Genomic DNA, 18429 nt, shown 5'->3' with positions numbered 1-18429 from the left:
CAAGGTCGTTCGTTTTGTCCCCGCTGCTGTTGTATCGACGGCGTATCGCGAGGCCTCTGATGAAGGAGAAATGACCCATGACCAAAATCGACAACCTGCTGGATAACAAAGGGACGCCGCTGGACAAGCAGACGTTTACCTGGCGTGACCTGGCCGGCAAACCCATCAGCAAACTGGATGACGATGCGTTCACGCGAGTGCGGGTGATCCTGATGAACGGCGTCGAATCCGACGCGCTGCGCCTCAAGCATTTCGGCGCGCGTTTCCACAAGGAATTGCAACTGCCCCTGGCCCAGGTAAGGCGCGCCGAGCAGCATCAGATGACCGCGATAAACTGGCTGCTGTCGGCTGATCATTCGCCGCTTGAAACCACCGTGGCCTACGAACAGGTCGCCATCGAAGTGACTGCCGCCGTCGCCCAGAACGAGCCCGACCCTTATCAGGCGCAGACCTATCGTTTCGGCCTGCTGGAAGATTTCGACCACCTCTATCGTTACTCGGCCATGCTTGATCGATTGGAAGGCAAAGACGCCAACAACATCTTGCAAGGCTACACGGACATCGTGCCCGGCCGGCCCACTAGCGAGCACCACCGTGCCCCCGGCGATGACCTGCGCGACAACTACAAGAAGGAGAACGCCGCGCTGATCACCAAGATCCATGCGGCGCTGATCACCGGTGCGGAATACCAGACCCACGATTACTACATGAACATCGGCCCGCTGTTTGCCGACCCGGTGGCGCGCGCGTTGTATGCCGAAATCGCCTCGGTGGAAGAGCAGCATGTCACCCAATATGGCTCGTTGCAGGACCCCAGCGAAACCTTCATGGAGAAGTGGCTGGTGCATGAAGCGATGGAGGTCTACACCTACGCCAGTTGCGCCGAGCAGGAAGAAAACCCACGGATCAAGGCGATGTGGGAACGCTTCGTCGACTACGAGCTGGGGCACTTGAACCTGGCTTGCGAATTGTTCAAGAAGTACGAGCGACGCGATCCCGCCGAGGTGCTCAGCGGCCAGTTGCCGCGCATGATCGAGTTCAAGAGCCAGCGCGATTTTGTCCGTGAGACGCTGTCCCGAGAAGTGGATTTGCGAGCCCACGGCATTGACTACGTGCCCAAGGAACGCGAAGGCCACGCTTCCCTCGACTACCGCGCCCAGCTCAACAGCGAAGGCGTGCCTGCCAACATCGTCTCCGCCGGCTACACCTTCAAGCCCGGCACCGAACTCAACCCAGTGGGAGAACAGCAATGAGCGAACGCCAAGTCACCATCGGCATGAATCGTACCGGCGTCCAGATGTCTCCCGAAGACACCGCTCGCCAACTGGAAGCCACCCGCCTGTTTCCGGCGGATGTGCCGGGCGACGTGAGCGCCTACACGGCAGAACGCGAGCGCGCCATTCGCGAGGCCGACCTGATCGGCTCGGTACCGGCACCGGGTTCGGTCAAAGGCGTGGTCAAGACCGCACTGGACAAAACCATCGGCAAGGCGCCCGAAGTGCTGCTGGACAAGCTCGGCGAACGCCTGGCCTTCGAGCGCACCGGCGTGCGCCTGTATGAGGCGATGGTCGCCAAGGCCACAGCCGCGCCCGGGGCTGATCCGGCGTTGGTAGAGACCTTGCGGCAGATCCAGGCCGAGGAGCTCGAACACATGAACATCGTGCGCGAAGCCATCGAAACCCTTGGCGGCGACCCAACCGCGATGACGCCATGCGCGGACGTGGCGGGAGTCAAGGCGATGGGCGTGCTGCAGGTACTGACGGACCCACGCACCACCGTTTCCCAGTCGATGAGCGCGATCCTGACCATCGAGCTGGAAGACAACGCTGCCTGGGAGTTGCTGATCGAGCTGGCGAAGAAGGGCGGTCACCCGCTGATCGCCAAGCGCTTCGGCCATGCCCTGGAGCAGGAGGAAACGCACCTGGCCACGGTGCGCGACTTCATCAGGCAAGACCTGCTCGCGCAAGTGAGTTGAGGCTTGTTTCACTGCGGGCTCCACCCTGTTTTTTCCGGGGTGGAGCCCTTGGCTCGAACTTTTGAAGGACACCCGCCCGTGAGTGAAACCGACCTTGAGATGGAATTGAAAGCCTGGCGGCTGTTGCTGGAAGACGATGCATATCGCCTGGACTTTCCCGAAGATTATTACGACACGTTGATCCGGCGCGCGGATGAATTGGTGTTGCATGAATTGATCAGTCTGGAGGATTGGCAATTGCTCAAGGACGCGGCGGACCAGGCTTACCAACTGACGGTTGAAATGCTGGCGCGTAATCAGCGCGATTGTCTGAGTGTGCAGGGGATGCGCTTGCCTCGAGCTTGATTTTCGTTGCGCCGAGGTTTGGTGGGTATATCCATTTATTTGTAGCTGCTGCTTATGGTTTCGCCCTTACGGCGAGTCACTTTCACGCTTTTTGAAAGTGACTCGCCGTAAGGGCGAAACCATAAGCAGCCATCACCAAAAAAACGGATATGCCCCCAATCCAAACCCACCCGTGCGTCCTAAACCAAATCAACTCACCCTTGCTCAATACTCCGCAACACCACCTCCCGCGGCTCGACCCGAGGAAAATTCAGGCGCTGCCAGCGCCAGGCATCCTCCAACATGCGCTCAAGCCCATGATGTGCAGTCCAGCCCAACTGCTCGGCTGCCTTGCCCGGATCCGCCCAGCACCGTGCAATGTCCCCCGGACGACGCGCTTCAAAAGCCAGCGGCACCTTCGCCCCGGTCGCCCGCTCGAAAGCACTGACCACCTCCAGCACCGAATAACCACGCCCGGTGCCCAGGTTCCAGACATGCACACCCGTCTGTTCGCGCAAGAACGCCAGAGCCTGCAAGTGCCCCTCGGCCAGATCCACCACATGCACATAATCCCTGATCCCGGTGCCATCCGGCGTCGGGTAGTCGCAGCCGAAAATCCGCAGCACCTCGCGCTCGCCGTTGGCCACCTGCAACAGGTATGGCAAAAGGTTATTGGGGGTCTGCGTCGGCGTCTCTCCCAGCAGCCCTGAACAATGCGCGCCGATCGGATTGAAGTAGCGCAGCAAGCCGATCGACCAGCGGGCGTCGGAGGCGGCGGTGCTGCGCATGACGTGTTCGGCCATCAGTTTCGACTGGCCGTACGGGTTGGTCGGCTGCCCGGTCGGGCAGGTTTCGGCGATGGGCATCTGGGCGCAATCGCCGTAGACCGTCGCCGATGAGCTGAACACCAGGTTGAACACGCCGGCTTGCGCCATCGCCTGGCACAGCGTCACGCTGCCGCTGACGTTCGTGTCGAAATACCTCAGCGGTTCACGCACGCTTTCACCCACAGCCTTGAGCCCGGCGCAATGAACGACGGCCTCAATGGGGTACTCCCTGAAGACCTTGTCCAGTGCGCGACGGCTTCTCACGTCGGCATGGACAAAAACCGGCTCCCGACCCGTCACGTCCGATATGCGCTGCACGGTTGCCCGGGAGCTGTTGCACAGGTTGTCGAGGATCACCACCTCGTCGCCCTGGTTCATCAACTCGACCGCCACATGGGCGCCGATATAACCCGCACCACCTGTCACCAGAATCATCATTCAGTCCCCCTCGATTATCCCTGTCCTGGTGTCTCTTGGACGAGACACTCGGCGTTGTCCGGCGGTCTCTTTCGGCAGTGGTGCGCGTTGGAGACATCAGCCTGTTCTGTTGAGTGTGGTGGCGGGCTCCAGGAGTTCAGAGCAGTTGACTGACCGGTGTGTGCACTTGGTCGGCTGGCTGGAAGAAGATTTGGAACGGCATCGGAACCGGCTTTCTCAAACGTCCACAAGGCCAGGCGTGAGAGGAGTTACCAGGTCTTGTTTGCCAGGCGCGGCAGCGCCGGATCGCGGTAGGCCCAGCATCGATCTACAAACATCGATCTTCAGACATCGATCTTGAGAAAAGGAACGTCACATGAATCAACAAGAACATCTTCATCCCGATCACAGCGCCGCGCCCGCCGCGAGCTTGCGACCTACGCTGTTGTGCCTGTCGCACCTGCGCTGGGGCTTTGTCTATCAGCGGCCGCAACACGTGATGTCGCGATTGGCCAGGGACTACGACGTACTGTTTTTCGAAGAACCGATATTCGAAGGCCGGCAGTCCGCGCACCTGGAAAGCTATGCAGTGGCGGAGGGGGTGACGGTGCTGGTGCCCAGGCTCCCCGAGGGGCTGGATGAAGCCCAGGTGATCGCCACCCAGCGTGAATTGCTCGATGCCTGGCTGGCAGAGCACTGGCCGAGTGAGTTGATGCTCTGGTACCTCACGCCCATGAGCCAGGCCTTCACCGATCACCTGGACGCCAATGTGGTGATTTTCGATTGCATGGACGAGCTCTCGGCCTTCAAGTTTGCGCCGCCCGCGTTGGTGGAGATGGAGCGGCGGCTGATGGCCAAGGCCGATGTGGTGTTCACCGGCGGATACAGCCTCTGGGAGGCCAAGCGCGAGCATCACGACAACGTCCACGCCATGCCCAGCAGCGTTGATATCACGCACTTTGCCGCGGCCAGGCAGCCGATTCCCGACCCGGCGGACCAGGCCGATATCGGTCATCCGCGCCTGGGTTTCTTTGGCGTCATCGATGAGCGTTTTGATATTGAGCTGGTACGTGAATTGGCGACGCAGCGGCCGGACTGGCACATCGTGTTGATCGGGCCGGTGGTGAAGATCGATCCGCAGACGTTGCCGCGCCTGGCGAATATTCACTACCTGGGCGCCAAGCAATATGAAGAGCTGCCGGCGTACCTGGCGGGTTGGGACGTGGCGTTGATGCCATTCGCGTTGAACGAATCCACTCGCTTCATCAGCCCCACCAAAACGCCCGAATACCTGGCGGGCGGATGCCCGGTGGTGTCCACGCCGATCCGCGATGTGGTCAATGGCTACGGTGAGAGTGGTGTGGTCGCGATTGCCGATTCGCCCCAGGGATTCATCGACGCGATCCAGGCCGCGCTCGACCTGCGGACCCAGCCAGGAGTGGTTGCGCAGTACGCCGACAAAGCGCTGGACGGCATGTCCTGGGACAAGACCTGCGCGCAGATGAAGGAGCAGATCGAATGCCAACGATAACCCTCGATTCCCTTGATAACTCCCAGGGCGGCGCGCCGTACGACTACCTGATCGTCGGCGCCGGTTTCGCCGGCAGCGTGCTGGCCGAGCGGCTGGCCGAAGGGTTGGGCAAGCGCGTGCTGCTGGTCGATCGTCGCGATCACATCGGCGGCAATGCATACGACCACTTGGACGAGGCGGGCGTGCTGGTCCATCGCTACGGGCCGCACATCTTCCACACCAATGCCCAGCGCATTGTCGATTACCTGTCGCGGTTCACCGAATGGCGCCCGTACGAGCATCGAGTGCTGGCCCAGGTCGATGAGCACCGGGTGCCGATTCCCATCAACCTGACGACGCTCAATACGCTGTTCGGCTTGTCCATGGATGAAGCGCAGGCCGAGGCCTTCCTGGCGCAGCGGGCGGAGCCGGTCGAGTCGATCCGGACTTCGGAGGACGTGGTCATCAACCAGATCGGCCGCGAGCTGTATGAGAAATTCTTTCGTGGCTACACCCGCAAGCAGTGGGGGCTGGACCCTTCCCAGCTGGACAAGTCGGTGACCTCGCGGGTGCCGACACGGACCAACACCGATGATCGGTATTTCACTGACCAGTTCCAGATGATGCCGCTGCACGGCTACACACGGATGTTCGAGCGCATGCTCGCCCATCCGAACATCGATATCTTGCTGGCGACCGATTTCAAAGAGGTTCGCCAGCGCATCCCCTATCGGGAACTGGTCTATTGCGGGCCGATCGATGAGTACTTCGATTACTGCTTCGGCCATCTGCCGTATCGCTCGTTGCGCTTTCAGCATGAAACGCTGGATGCGCCGCAGTTCCAGCCGGTGGCAGTGGTCAACTATCCGGACGAGCGCGTGCCCTATACACGAATCACCGAGTACAAGCACCTCACCGGGCAGGAGCATCCGCGCACCAGCATCAGCTACGAGTTTCCCTGCGCCGATGGCGACCCTTACTACCCGGTTCCGCGCCCGGAAAACGCCGAGCTGTACAAACGCTACAAGGCCCTGGCCGACGAAACACCCGGGGTGACTTTTCTCGGTCGGCTCGGCACCTACAAGTACTACAACATGGATCAGGTGGTCGGTCAGGCGCTGGCGCTGTATCAGCGCATCGCCGAGGGCGAAGGGGTCGTGACGAGGGCTCACGAGGTCGAGCCGGGTTGATCCCGGCTTCATCCAGACACTGGGAGACAGCAGCGTGCAGGAGAGGATCTTCAACAGTTTCGTGATGGCCGGCTACGAGTGTTCCACCCATCGCCGTGCCGATGGACGTCGGCTGGATATGCTCGCCGCGACTCGCCATGACCGCTGGGCCGAGCAGGATTACAGCCGGCTCGCCGAGCTGGGCATTCGCTGCGCCAGGGATGGCTTGCGTTGGCATCTGATCGAACAGCAGCCGGGTCGTTATGACTGGAGCAGTTTCCTGCCGATGCTGCGCGCCGCCCAGCGCGGCGATGTGCAAGTGGTGTGGGACCTGTGCCATTACGGCTACCCCGACGATCTGGACATCTGGCGGCCGGCCTTCGTCGAACGGTTTGCTCGCTTCGCCGGCGCCGTCGCGCGGTTGATGCGCGAGGAGGGGATCGAGACGGCGTTCTACTCGCCGATCAACGAGATATCTTTCTGGAGCTGGGCCGGCGGCGACGTCGGCTACTTCAACCCCACCGCCCGACAACGGGGCATGGAGCTCAAGCACCAGTTGGTGCGCGCGAGTATCGCGGCGATCGAGGCGATTCGCGAGGTGACTCCCGCCGCGCGATTCGTCCAGTGCGACCCGCTGATCAACGTGCGGTCCTTATCGCGGCGGGCCGAAGATATCGAGGCCGCCGAGGCGTATCGGTTATCCCAGTTCGAGGCGTGGGACCTGCTCACCGGCAGAAGCTGGCCGGGGTTGGGCGGGCGCGAGGAGTACCTGGATATTGTCGGCGTCAATTTCTATCCGCATAACCAGTGGTTCCTGCACGGCAATCGGATCGAGCCGGGCAGCGCGGATTATCGCCCGTTGGTGGGCATGCTCAGCGAAGTCCACCAGCGTTATCGAAGGCCGCTTCTGCTCTCTGAAACGGGCGCCGAAGACACCGCTCGGGTGCCCTGGCTGCACTACATCGGCGAGCAGTTGGCACTGGCGATGGAGCGCGGCATTCCGATAGCAGGCATGTGCTGGTACCCGTTTCTTGACTACCCGGGTTGGGACGATGATCGCTATTGTCCCACTGGCGTGTTTGGCTATGCCGACAGCGAAGGCAGCCGCGCGTCTTTCCATCCACTGACGCTGGCAATGAAGGCCCTGCAGGCGCGGTTTGCCTCGTCCGTGGCCACGGTGCAGATGCCGTGAACAGCCATCAGTCCCATGGCGCGCCGTTGCCGAATACCGCCATCGCGTTTTTGTGGCGATACGTCACCCTCAGGCCGTGGCATTTCGCGACGTTGTTTGTGCTGATTGTCGGTGCCGCCAGTTGCGCCGTGGCGGTGCAGTTCGGCATGAAGCTGCTGGTCGACGCGATGGCCCAGGGCAGGGAGGCGGCCGGGCATGTGTGGCTGCCGTTCACCGTATTCATCGCGCTGATTGTGGTGGAAAACCTGTTCTGGCGTTCGGGCGGCTACCTGGGCTGCCGGACGGTGGTCGCCAGTTGCGCGGACTTGCGGATTGACCTGTTCAATCACCTGACCGGACACCCGATGCGCTATTTCTCCGAGCATTTCGCCGGAGCCCTGGCCAACCGGATCTCCTCGGCGGGCGCGGCAGCGGGTTCCATCTATGGTGGCCTGGCCTGGAAGATTATTCCCCCTTGCGTGGATTTCATCGGTGCGGTGGTGGTGCTGTTTACCGTGCGGCTTTCCATGGGGTTAGCCTTGATCGGCGCGGTGATTGTGGTGGCTTCGCTGATCACCATGATGGGGCTGCGCGGCCGCAGTCGGCATATCGATTTCGCTTCCCAGGCCGCACGCGTCGGTGGCGAGTTGGTGGACCAGGTCTCCAACGTCTGGACGATCAAGGCATTCTCCGCCCGACACCGCGAGCGGCGCCGGCTCGAGCAGGCGATCGGCGTCGAGGCCAAGGCCCAGCGCCGCAGCTGGATCTACCTGGAAAAAGCCCGGGTCTTGCACGACATCTGTCTGTCGATCATGGCTGGCGGCATGCTCGGCTGGTCGATCCTGTTGTGGCAGAACGGACAGATCACCCCGGGCGATGTGGTGATGGTCAGCGCGTTGTCGTTTCGCATCCTGCACGGCTCGCGCGACCTGGCGCTGGCTTTGGTGGATACCTCGCAGCAGATGGGTGTGATTGCCGAGACGTTGCGCATCATCGTCCAGCCACACGCACTCAGCGACACCCCGGCGGAACTGGAGCCTGGGCGCGGCAATATCCGTTTCCTCGACGTCAGCTACAGCTATGCCGACGGGCGCGGTGCGATCAGGCATCTGTCCCTGGACATTCCGGCCGGCCAGAAAGTCGGCATCGTCGGGCCGTCGGGCGCGGGCAAATCGACATTGGTCAGTCTGGTCCAGCGCCTGGACGATGTGCGCAGCGGGGTGATCCTGATCGATGGCCGCGACGTGCGCTCGGTCAGTCAGGACAGCCTGCGCAGCCAGATCGCCGTGGTGCCTCAGGAGCCGGCGCTGTTCAATCGGACCATCTACGAAAACATCGCCTATGGCCAGCCCGATGCCACCGAGGCACAAGTCATCGACGCGGCCCGCCATGCCTATTGCGAAGAATTTATCCGCGACCTGCCGGAAGGCTTCAACACCTTGGTGGGCGAGCGCGGCGTGATGCTCTCGGGCGGCCAACGCCAGCGCCTCGGGCTGGCGCGGGCGTTCCTCAAGAACGCACCGATCCTGATCCTCGACGAAGCCACCTCGGCACTGGATTCGGAATCCGAAGCCAAGGTGCAAATGGCCCTGGACGACCTGATGCGCGGTCGCACCGTGCTGGCAGTGGCGCACCGGCTGTCGACGGTCGCGCGGTTCGACCGGATCTTGGTCTTGCAGGGCGGAAGAATCATCGAAGACGGCTCACCCGATGAACTGCGCCAGCATGAAGGGCCGTTCCAGACCCTGTGGCAGGCGCAGGGGTTGGAATTGGGCAAGCGTTAGCTGCCGATATTGGACGTGCCGCCGCCATCGCGAGCAGGCTCGCTCCCACAGTGGAAATGAGATTGGGCGCTGGATGTGCATGCGCCGCAGGACCCCTGTGGGAGCGAGCCTGCTCGCGAAAGCGGTGGTTCAGTTTATGGAGATGCTGGATCTGCCGCCGGGATCAGGCGTCTTGGTTGCTGCGGTTCTGATTGATGAAGTCCACAAACGCCCGTAACGGCGAGGGCAGGTAGCGGCGGCCGGGGTAGTAGAGGAATGGTCCGGTAAAGCGCTGCCACCAGGGTTCGAGTACCGGTTCGAGGACACCGCTGTCCAGGTAGGGGCGCAGCCAGTCCTCGAACAGGTGGACGATCCCCAGTCCATCCACCGCGGCCTGGACGGCCAGGTCCATGGCGCCGCCAATGCGCACCAGCAGCGGGCCGTTCGGCTCGACGCTGATGGTTTCGCCGTCACGCTCATACTCCCACAGCGGCAAGGCGCCGCTGGGGAACTTGCCGGCCAGGCAAGCGTGTTGCAGCAGGTCCCGTGGGTGCTCGGGGCGGCCCCGGGCGTCGAGGTACGCCGGTGCGGCGGCGGTCGCGAAGCGTTGAAAGCGCGGGCCGATGGGGATCGCGATCATGTCCTGTTCGAGGCGTTCGTCGTAGCGAATACCCGCATCACACCCGGCCGCCAGCATGTCGACAAAGCTTTCTTCGGTAACCACTTCGAGGCGGATGTCGGGGTAGCTTTTCAGGAACGGCGCGATGATCGACGGTAGCACCAGCCGGGCGGCGCTGACCGGCACGTTCAACCTGAGGGTACCGGAAGGGCGGTCGCGAAAATCGTTGACCACGTCCAGCGCGGATTCGACTTCGCCCAGGGCCGGCACGATGCGTTCCATCAACCGTGCGCCGGCCTCGGTCGGCACCACGCTGCGGGTGGTGCGGTTGAGCAGGCGCACGCCGAGTCGGCTTTCGATCCGGCGTACCGCGTCACTGAGGCTGGAGGCGGATTTGCCGCTGAGCCGGGCGCCTTCTCGAAATCCCCGCGCATTGACCACCGCCACAAAGGCCAGCAAGTCTTGAATGTCCGTCGCCATTGTTCTCTCCGTCGTACAACCCGTTCGGATTGCACCTGATTATCAGTGGAGTGGTCAACGCCTATAGTCGGCTCACACAGACTAAATCAAGGGGTACGCGATGAGCAGGGCAGACAAGGCAGGGACTTTTTTACTGGGTGATCGTACGGTCAACCGCATGGGCTACGGCGCGATGCAACTGGCGGGGCCGCAGGTCTTCGGGCCGCCCAAGGATCCGGCGGCGGCCATCGCCGTGCTGCGCGAAGCCTTGGCGGCCGGAGTCAATCACATCGATACCGCCGATTTTTACGGGCCTCATGTCACCAACCAGCTGATCCGCGAGGCGTTGCACCCTTACGCCGACGACCTGGTCATCGTGACCAAGGTCGGCGCGGTTCGTGGCGCCGATGCGTCATGGAACGCAGCCCAGAGCCCCGCCGAGCTGACCCGTGCGGTGCACGATAACCTGCGCAACCTCGACGTCGAGGTGCTGGACGTGGTCAATCTGCGGGTCATGGGCGATGTGCATGCGCCCGCTGAAGGATCGATTGAAGAGTCCTTCACAGCATTGGCCGAGCTGCAGCGCCAGGGCCTGATCCGCCATCTGGGCCTGAGCAACGTCACGGCGGCGCAGGTCAAGGAAGCCCAAGGCATCGCCAAGGTGGTCTGCGTGCAGAATCACTACAACCTGACCCACCGCGACGACGAACAACTCATCGCTGACCTGGGCCGCCAAGGTATCGCCTACGTGCCGTTTTTCCCGCTGGGTGGGTTTACGCCGCTGCAATCGGAAACGTTGTCGAACGTTGCCGCGCGCCTGGAGGCATCGCCGCTGTGTGTCGCGTTGGCGTGGCTGCTGCAACGTGCGCCCAACGTCCTGCTGATACCCGGCACCTCGTCGGTGGCGCACCTGCGGGAAAATATCTCGGCCAGTGAGCTGCAGATTCCGGCGCCTATGTTGGCTGAGCTTGACGCCATGGTTTAGCCGCAGCCCCTCTGGGCAGTCTCCATTCGCCTGAAAAATCGAACAGGGTCCAGCCGGGCGATGTCCCAGACATATCGTTGTCAGGCAAGGATTTCGTCATGGCAGACCCTTCTATTCCCGGCCACCGCTGGGCTGATTCGACCTTGGCTTTCTTGCGCGAGGGCTACCCGTTCATACGCAAGCGTTGCGTCGCCTATGGCAGTCCGGTTTTCCAGGCCCGACTGCTGGGACGGCGCACGCTGTGCCTCAGCGGGCTGGAAGCGGCGGAGCTGTTCTACGATGCGCGGCGCTTCGTCCGGACCCCCACGTCGACACCGGCGCCGCTGCGCAACATCCTGTTGGGCGCGGGCGGCGTCCAGGGTCTCGATGGCGCACCTCATGCGCGACGCAAGCAGCTGTTTCTCGACGTGCTGGACAAGGAAAGCGTAAACCGCCTGGTCGGCCGCTACGAGGCTCACTTGAGCGAAGCGGCGGCGAAGCTTGCGGCGAACCAGCCGATCGAATTCCTGCCGTGGATCGAGGCGCTGCTGTGTCGATCGGTCTGCGAGTGGGCCGGCGTGCCAATGATGAGTGATCGGCAAATGCGGCGGTTGACCCGTCGGCTCGCCTCGCTGATCGATGGCAACGGCCGCGTCGACTGGCGGATGCCGGCCGCCTGGATGCGGCGCAAGGCTTGCGAGGCCCAGGCGGCACGCTGGATAAAAAACTGTCGGCAAGACCCGGCGCCAGCATCGCTGCAGACCCCGCTGCAACAACTCGCATGGCATCGCGATGAGCAGGGCCAGTTGCTCCCACCGCGGATAGCGGCAGTGGAGCTGCTGAATATCTTGCGTCCAGTGGTGGCGGTGGGGCGCTTTCTGTTGTTCGGGCTGATCGAGTTGGAACGCCGGCCGCAATGGCGCGCCAGCATTGCTCGCGATGACGCTGCGGCTTGGGCTTTTGCCGAGGAAACGCGGCGCTTTTACGCGTTCTTTCCAATGGTGGCGGCGTTTGTGCGCGAGAGTTTCGAGTGGCGAGGCTACCGCTTCGAAAAAGGCACTCGGGTGCTGCTCGATCTGTTTGGCTCCAACCGTGATCCGGCGCACTGGAAAACCCCGGAAAGCTTTGCGCCCGAACGTTTCGGCCAGTGCCCCATGAGAACCTCTGTCATCAGCCAGGGCGGCGGGGATTACACCTATCACCGCTGCCCGGGCGAGCCGCTGACGCTGGCCCTGATGCAGAAAACCTTCGAACATCTGTGCCGCCACGTGCAATGGCGGCTGGTGGTGAAAGAAGTCGATTTTCAACGCCTGCCCATGTTGCCCAGGGAGCCGGTGCTGATGTCAGTGGTGACCGGCTAGCCACGCGCCTCATCCGTCTCGTCTCGATGGTGTTCCGGCCAGCTGTCGACGGGGCGCGCGCGGTCTTCGTTGAACATCTCGGTGAGCAACGCGTTGGCGCGTCGGTAGGCGTCGTGCCGGAACGTGAGGTCATCTTCCGGTTGGGCGACGATTTCCTCGAGCATCTGCAGATTCAAGCGGCGGAACTGATCGGCGCGTTCGCGCGCCTCGTAAGCGCCGACACCCATCTGCACCAGTGCCCGGCGACCCAACGCCAGTGCGCTTTCGAAGGTTTCCCGCTCGGCAACCTCGACGCCCATCTGCCGCAGGTTGATCAGGTGGCCCATGTCCCGCGCGCGGACGACCAGTTTCAACGTGGGGAAGTGCTCCTGGGCCAACCGGGTCAGCGTCAGGTTGTCTTGCTGATCGTCGATCGCGTTGATCAGCACCGCCGCCTGTGCCGCGCCGGCAGCGTGCAACAGGTCGAGGCGCGTGGCGTCACCGTAGAACACTTTCACGCCGAATTTGCGCAGCGTCTCGATGTTGTCGGGGTCGTGGTCCAGAACCACGACCTCGACGCCGCAGGACATCAGCAAACGTCCGGCGATCTGTCCGAAACGGCCGAAGCCGGCAATGATCACCCGCGGGTTCTGCTGGTCGACGAGGTCGGATTCCTGGCGGTCTTTCTTGCTGGCCGACTCGATTCGCTCCAGCAGCAGAATGAGCAGCGGCGTCACGCACATCGACAGGGCCACCGCCAGGGTCAGGCTCTTGCCCCATTGGTCGGTCAGGATGCCCGCCAACGTCGCGGCGCCGAACACCACGAAGGCGAACTCGCTGCCCTGGCCGAGCAATACCGCCTGCCAGGAACGCTGGCCGGCGGGGACATTCAGGAAGCGGCTGACGGTCTTGATCACCAGCAGTTTGATCAGGATGAACCCGACGGTCAGGGTGATGACTTTCAGCGGTGCGTCGATCAGCGTGCCGAAGTCGATCGACATGCCGACGCCGATGAAAAACAGCCCCAGCAGCAAGCCCTTGAACGGTTCGATGTCGCTTTCCAGGGCGTGGCGGTATTCGGAACTCGCCAGCAACACGCCGGCGAGGAATGCGCCCATGGCCATCGACAGGCCGGCTTCTTCCAGCAGAAAGCCGAAGCCGAATACCAGGAACAGCGCCACGGCACTGAAGATCTCACGCAGGCCCGAGCGCGCGGCGAAGCGCAACAGCGGCCGTGTCACGTAGCGCCCGAGCAGCACGACGACGCTGATGGCGGCGACGATCTTGACGATCGATAACGCCAGGGCCATGCCCGACGGCGTGTCGCCATGGGCCGAGAGCAACGGGATCATGGCCACCAGAGGAATGGCCGCGATGTCCTGGAACAGCAGGACGGCAAAACTGCTGCGGCCCACTGCGGTAGCGTTCAGGTTGCGTTCGCTCATGGCCTGCATGGCGATGGCCGTGGACGAAAGGCTCAGGGTCAGGCCCACCAACAACGCCGCCGTCCAGCCCAGGCCGAGCGCCGCGCAAAACGCTGCGATGGCGGCGCCGCAAGCGAGCATCTGCAGCGCGCCGCCACCGAATACCATCCGGCGCAGCGCCCAGAGGCGCTTGGGGTCGAGCTCAAGGCCGATGATGAACAGCATCAGCACGACGCCGATTTCGGCGAATTCCAGGATGGCCTTGACGTCGGTTATAAGCTTCAGCCCCCACGGGCCGATCACGCACCCGGCCAGCAGATAACCGAGCACCGGGCCCAGGCCCAACCGGACGGCAATCGGTACGATCAGTGTCGCCGAGGCCAGGTAGATGAGCATTTCGATCAGGCTGTGAGTTTCCATATCAATCTTCCTTCCAGGCGGCCAGGCGTTCGCCATAGTGTTCGATTTGCTCGCGTTGGGCCTCGGCGTCGCCGGCAAACGCACCATGCACGACCAGCGGTTCCAGCCAGCGCATATGACAGTAGAGCGCCGTGGCCTGGAGCGGCTGCGCCAGCACGGCAAAGCCGGGGTAGGCGCCCATCTGGAAATGATCGTGTTCGCCACCCGTGGTGACGGCCCACAGCAGGCTTTTGTCGTTCAGGGCCGTGGCGCCTTTGCCGTACGCCCAGCCATGGGTGAAGACTTTGTCGATCCACAATTTGAGCAGGGGCGGCATGCTGTACCAGTACATGGGGTGCTGCAGGACGACCAGCTGTGCCTGTTCGACGGCGCGCTGTTCCGCCTCGACGTCGATGTCGAAATCCGGGTAGAGATCGTAGAGCGAGCGTATGACCACGTCCGGATTGGCGCCGGCGCGCTTGAGCATCTGCTGGTTGACCCGCGACTGGTCGGGGTAGGGATGGGCATAAACGATCAGGATCATCGGGGCAGTTCCAGGCGGCTGGGTCCGGGTCGAAAGGCCGGACATCCTACCGGGGAAGGCGCGTGATGTTTAGGAGATTGTTCCCGGGCGAGCCTTGCCAGGGTCAATTGAGCGGGAGCGAGACCCTGACCTCCAGGCCGCCGCCCCGGCGGTTCCTCAGCGTCAGTGTGCCGCCGTGCTCCAGAACCGTCGCCCGAGCGGCCGACAGGCCCAGGCCGACGCCGCCGGTATTTTTGTTGCGTGAACCCTCGATGCGAAAGAACGGTGCGAAGACCTGCTCATGGTATTCGGGCGCAATGCCCGGGCCGCGATCCTGGATGCGGATTTCGATGCGATCGATGAAGGTCTTGAGTTGAACACCCGGTTCGCTGGCGTACTTGACCGCGTTGTCGATCAGGTTGGTCAGCGCGCGCTTGATCCCGATGGGGCGGCCCACGTAGACCAGCCGCTGGGCGCCCTCGAAAGACACTTCGATGCCGCCGTCCCTGAAATCATCGACGATGGTGTGCAGCAGCTCCGCCAGGTCGAACGCGGTGGCGTGTTCGAGGCGTGCTTCGTCGCGGAAGAATTCCAGCGCGGCGTTGACCATCGCCTGCATCTCGTCGACGTCCCGGAACAACCGCGATTGCTGTTCGGCATCCTCGATGAATTCGCCGCGCAGGCGCATGCGGGTCAACGGCGCCCGCAGGTCATGAGAGATGGCCGCGAGCATTTGCGTGCGGTCCTGGACGAAATGCTTGAGCTGGGCCTGCATGGCATTGAACGCCAGGATCGCCTGGCGGATCTCGAAGGGGCCGACGACCGGGATCGGCGGCGCCCGGAAGTCCACGCCGAAGCGCCGGGCACCCTCGGCGAAACGCTCCAGCGGGGTTGCCAGGTGCCGCGTGGCAATCAGGGCGACGATGAAGGTCGACAGCAGGATCAACGCGATGATGATCAGGTTGCGCTGCCATTCCCCCAGCCCCCAGCTGCGCGAGCCCACGGAGAAGATGACCCAGGTGTGGTCAGACAGCTCGATGATCACCGCGTAGCGTCTGTTCGGGTCATCAGCGGCCGGCCAGTCGTTGGGCTCGTAGGCCTCGATCCGGGCGTCGGGCCTGTTCAATTGCTGGTGCAGGAACGCCGAGCCTTCGCTGAACTCCGGATCCCCGATCACCGGCAGATGCGCCTCCTCGTAGCGCTGCAGCCACTGCACATTGATCCCGGGATCACTGGCGATACGGGCAATGGCGTGCCGTTGGCCGGGATCGGCCGCGTCGATGATGCGCGTGATCGCCGCAGCCTTGTCCATCAGGCCGGTTTCCATCAGGGGAGGGCGCGCCCACGCACCGGCCACCAGGCTGAAGAGTTCGTTGAGGGCCAGCAGCGTCAGCATCGAGACCATGGTGGTCAGGGCGATCCAGCGCGCCACGGTGTCCCTGGGGCGGGGCATCTTCGAGGGGTTGGCGGTCATCGCTTCACCACGTGAGGGCTGAACAGGTAGCCGCTGTTGCGGATGGTACGGATCATCGACGGGCCCGTGATGTCGGTCTCCAATTTGCGCCGCAGACGGCTGACCTGCACGTCGATGCTGCGGTCGAACGCGTCGAAGGTTTCGCCCCGGGCCAGGTCCAGCAGTTGCTGGCGGGTGAGGACGCGGCGCGGATGTTCGGCGAAGACCAGCAGCAGTTCGAACTCGCCGGTGGACAGCGGAATCATGACCTTGTCGGGGGAGCGCAACTCGCGACGGGTGACGTCCAGCTGCCAGCCCTCGAATTCCAGCACGGGTCGGGAGATATCGCCCAGGCTGCCCCTGGCTTCGCCGGTACGCCGCAGGACGGCGCGGACCCGGGCCAGCAGCTCGCGGGCGTCGAAGGGTTTGGTCAGGTAATCGTCGGCGCCCATTTCCAGGCCGACGACGCGGTCGCTCAGTTCGCCCATGGCGGTGAGCATGATGATCCCGACCCGGTGTTCGGCCCGCAGTCGCTGGCAGAGCACCAGGCCGTTGTCGCCCGGCAGCATGACGTCGAGGATGATCAGGTCGGGCATCCGCCGCTCGACCGCCTGCCACAGGGCTGCGCCGTCGGCGGCCACTTCGACGCTGTAGCCATGTTGTTCAAGGAATTTGCGCAGGAGGGCGAGGACTTCGAGGTCGTCGTCCACCAGGAGTAGGTGGCTCACAGGGGTCACGTCGGGCAATGGATACAGGAGGCGATACTAGGGTCAATCCGCCGCTTGCGTCATATATTTCAATCCGGAAACAAAGCGACCGGCACGCAACATTGCGGAAATCTTCGGGCAAGAAAACCGCGGCAGGATTGCCTCGATGTCAGCCAGTGAAGCTGTGCACTGAACCCTGTGGCGAGGGAGCTTGCTCCCGCTTGAGTGCGAAGCGCTCATGGATTTTTAGGGCCGCTTCGCGACCCAGCGGGAGCAAGCTCCCTCGCCACGGGTTTGGTGTTCGGCTTTCAACTGGCAGGCAGCCCTTATTCCTCGCCGAGATAATTCTGTATGCCGATCGCCAGACCCGCGCTGCTTGTTCGATCCACCGTCGTCGTTGCGCTGGCGGCGTTTGCCAGCGGTTGCAGCAGCACGCCGCCCGCGACACCGGGCAGCTGCGAGAATATGCCCTATGCCGTGCATGATCCGGCGGAACCGGTGAACCGCGGCATCTTCGCCTTCAACCGTACCGTGGACGACTATGCCTTGGCCCCCATCGCGCGTGGTTATCGCAAACTGCCAGAGATGTTCCAGAGCGGCGTGCACAACTTCGTCGCCAACTTCGGCGAGCCCAAGGTCTTCATCAACGATTTGCTGCAAGGCAACGGCGAGCGTTCGGTCACCACCCTGGGCCGTTTCGTCATCAACACCACGGTGGGCATCGTCGGGCTGATCGATGTGTCGGGCAAGATGGGCATCGCCCGTCACGAATCCGATTTCGGCCAGACCTTCGGCGTCTGGAATATCGCTCCGGGGCCGATCGTCGAGCTGCCACTGTTCGGCACTGGCAACCTGAGGGACGCGACCGGCAAGGTGGTGAGCTTCGCGGTGGACCCGTTCGGCAGCAACAGCGATACCGTCGAAACCCTGGGCACGATCAAGACCGTGGGCGGTGTCGTCGATGGCCGCGCCGAGGCGCTGCCGCTCACCGACAAATTGCAGACCCAGGCCGATTACTACGTGGCGCTGCGAGACGCGGTCGCCCAGCGGCGCGCCGATTTTGTCGCCGACGGGAAACTGGGAGCCGTCCAGGACAACCCGCAATGCCAGGAACAGGGTGCCGGGGATGAATAGCCAGGCGCTGGTCCTGCATCGTCGAGTGAAGACACTCCACCAGGGTGCGTTGCATTGCCGCGAAGTCGAGTTGCGGCTCGCCGAGGATGGCCGGCATGTGCTGCTCAGCCGCTACGTCGAATGGTACGACCCCGAGCAAGCCGGCTTGTGCGCCACCCAGCATTATCGCGTGCCGCTGGCGAGCATGATTCGGTGGATGATCAATAACGGCGAACGAGGGGAGGGCCACTGACAGCGGGTTCAATAATGGC

General features: G+C 63.0%; 17 protein-coding genes. 11 read left to right on the top strand and 6 right to left on the bottom strand.

What is annotated here, in order from left to right:
• Positions 1–77 precede the first annotated feature (77 nt).
• The 3 genes from J3P84_RS17000 (at position 78) to J3P84_RS16990 (ending at position 2320) form a co-directional block, all read left to right on the top strand.
• The gene (locus J3P84_RS17000) at positions 78–1253 is read left to right on the top strand and encodes a hypothetical protein (RefSeq protein ID WP_434603800.1); all 1176 of its coding nucleotides are present in this window, start codon (positions 78–80) and stop codon (positions 1251–1253) included.
• Positions 1250–1975 (top strand): ferritin-like domain-containing protein, encoded by a 726-nt coding sequence (locus J3P84_RS16995; protein WP_434624627.1) that lies wholly within the window; start codon positions 1250–1252, stop codon positions 1973–1975. The genes J3P84_RS17000 and J3P84_RS16995 overlap by 4 nt, the downstream gene beginning before the upstream one ends.
• 78 nt (positions 1976–2053) lie before the next feature.
• Positions 2054–2320, top strand: a complete 267-nt coding sequence (locus J3P84_RS16990; protein WP_434624625.1) for a hypothetical protein — start codon at positions 2054–2056, stop codon at positions 2318–2320.
• A gap of 194 nt (positions 2321–2514) precedes the next feature.
• Here the strand turns inward: J3P84_RS16990 and galE are convergent, their stop codons facing one another.
• Positions 2515–3561 (bottom strand): UDP-glucose 4-epimerase GalE, encoded by a 1047-nt coding sequence (gene galE / locus J3P84_RS16985; protein WP_434631402.1) that lies wholly within the window; start codon positions 3559–3561, stop codon positions 2515–2517.
• A 358-nt stretch (positions 3562–3919) separates the two neighbouring features.
• Here galE and J3P84_RS16980 point away from each other — a divergent pair, with 358 nt between their 5' ends.
• The 4 genes from J3P84_RS16980 (at position 3920) to J3P84_RS16965 (ending at position 9177) form a co-directional block, all read left to right on the top strand.
• Positions 3920–5074, top strand: a complete 1155-nt coding sequence (locus J3P84_RS16980; RefSeq protein ID WP_434624623.1) for a glycosyltransferase family 1 protein — start codon at positions 3920–3922, stop codon at positions 5072–5074.
• Positions 5062–6243, top strand: a complete 1182-nt coding sequence (gene glf, locus J3P84_RS16975; RefSeq protein ID WP_434624619.1) for a UDP-galactopyranose mutase — start codon at positions 5062–5064, stop codon at positions 6241–6243. Before J3P84_RS16980 ends, glf begins: the two co-directional genes overlap by 13 nt.
• Before the next feature lie 64 nt (positions 6244–6307).
• Positions 6308–7414: a beta-glucosidase gene (locus tag J3P84_RS16970; protein ID WP_434631399.1), complete on the top strand. Its 1107-nt coding sequence runs from the start codon at positions 6308–6310 to the stop codon at positions 7412–7414.
• Positions 7411–9177, top strand: a complete 1767-nt coding sequence (locus J3P84_RS16965; protein WP_434624617.1) for an ABC transporter ATP-binding protein — start codon at positions 7411–7413, stop codon at positions 9175–9177. Before J3P84_RS16970 ends, J3P84_RS16965 begins: the two co-directional genes overlap by 4 nt.
• A 163-nt stretch (positions 9178–9340) precedes the next feature.
• Here J3P84_RS16965 and J3P84_RS16960 read toward each other — a convergent pair whose 3' ends face one another.
• A complete protein-coding gene (locus tag J3P84_RS16960) occupies positions 9341–10255 on the bottom strand; it encodes a LysR family transcriptional regulator (protein WP_434624615.1) in 915 nt (304 codons plus the stop codon).
• Positions 10256–10355: 100 nt separating this feature from the next.
• Between J3P84_RS16960 and J3P84_RS16955 the strand changes: the two genes are divergently transcribed.
• Positions 10356–11219, top strand: a complete 864-nt coding sequence (locus J3P84_RS16955) for an aldo/keto reductase family oxidoreductase (protein ID WP_434624613.1) — start codon at positions 10356–10358, stop codon at positions 11217–11219.
• A gap of 98 nt (positions 11220–11317) precedes the next feature.
• Positions 11318–12559: a cytochrome P450 gene (locus J3P84_RS16950; protein WP_434624611.1), complete on the top strand. Its 1242-nt coding sequence runs from the start codon at positions 11318–11320 to the stop codon at positions 12557–12559.
• Here the strand turns inward: J3P84_RS16950 and kefC are convergent.
• The 4 genes from kefC to J3P84_RS16930 all read right to left on the bottom strand — a co-directional run bounded on the left by kefC (position 12556) and on the right by J3P84_RS16930 (position 17065).
• Entirely contained in the window at positions 12556–14382 is a 1827-nt protein-coding gene (gene kefC, locus J3P84_RS16945; RefSeq protein WP_434624609.1) for a glutathione-regulated potassium-efflux system protein KefC, read from the bottom strand. The genes J3P84_RS16950 and kefC overlap by 4 nt on opposite strands.
• Before the next feature lies 1 nt (position 14383).
• Entirely contained in the window at positions 14384–14905 is a 522-nt protein-coding gene (kefF, locus tag J3P84_RS16940; protein ID WP_434624607.1) for a glutathione-regulated potassium-efflux system oxidoreductase KefF, read from the bottom strand.
• A 103-nt stretch (positions 14906–15008) separates the two neighbouring features.
• Positions 15009–16358 (bottom strand): sensor histidine kinase, encoded by a 1350-nt coding sequence (locus J3P84_RS16935; protein WP_434624606.1) that lies wholly within the window; start codon positions 16356–16358, stop codon positions 15009–15011.
• Complete coding sequence (locus J3P84_RS16930) at positions 16355–17065, bottom strand: response regulator (RefSeq protein WP_434624604.1); 711 nt, start codon at positions 17063–17065, stop codon at positions 16355–16357. Before J3P84_RS16930 ends, J3P84_RS16935 begins: the two co-directional genes overlap by 4 nt.
• A gap of 330 nt (positions 17066–17395) precedes the next feature.
• Here J3P84_RS16930 and J3P84_RS16925 point away from each other — a divergent pair, with 330 nt between their 5' ends.
• The gene (locus tag J3P84_RS16925) at positions 17396–18178 is read left to right on the top strand and encodes an MlaA family lipoprotein (protein WP_434603830.1); all 783 of its coding nucleotides are present in this window, start codon (positions 17396–17398) and stop codon (positions 18176–18178) included.
• Positions 18171–18410: a hypothetical protein gene (locus J3P84_RS16920; protein ID WP_434624601.1), complete on the top strand. Its 240-nt coding sequence runs from the start codon at positions 18171–18173 to the stop codon at positions 18408–18410. Before J3P84_RS16925 ends, J3P84_RS16920 begins: the two co-directional genes overlap by 8 nt.
• Positions 18411–18429 lie beyond the last annotated feature (19 nt).

Origin of the sequence: Pseudomonas sp. Z1-29 (genome assembly GCF_051131995.1) — a bacterium.
In the GTDB taxonomy this organism is placed as follows: domain Bacteria; phylum Pseudomonadota; class Gammaproteobacteria; order Pseudomonadales; family Pseudomonadaceae; genus Aquipseudomonas.
The sequence above is the reverse complement of the archived record's forward strand: the minus strand, read 5'-3'. Positions and strand labels throughout refer to the sequence as shown.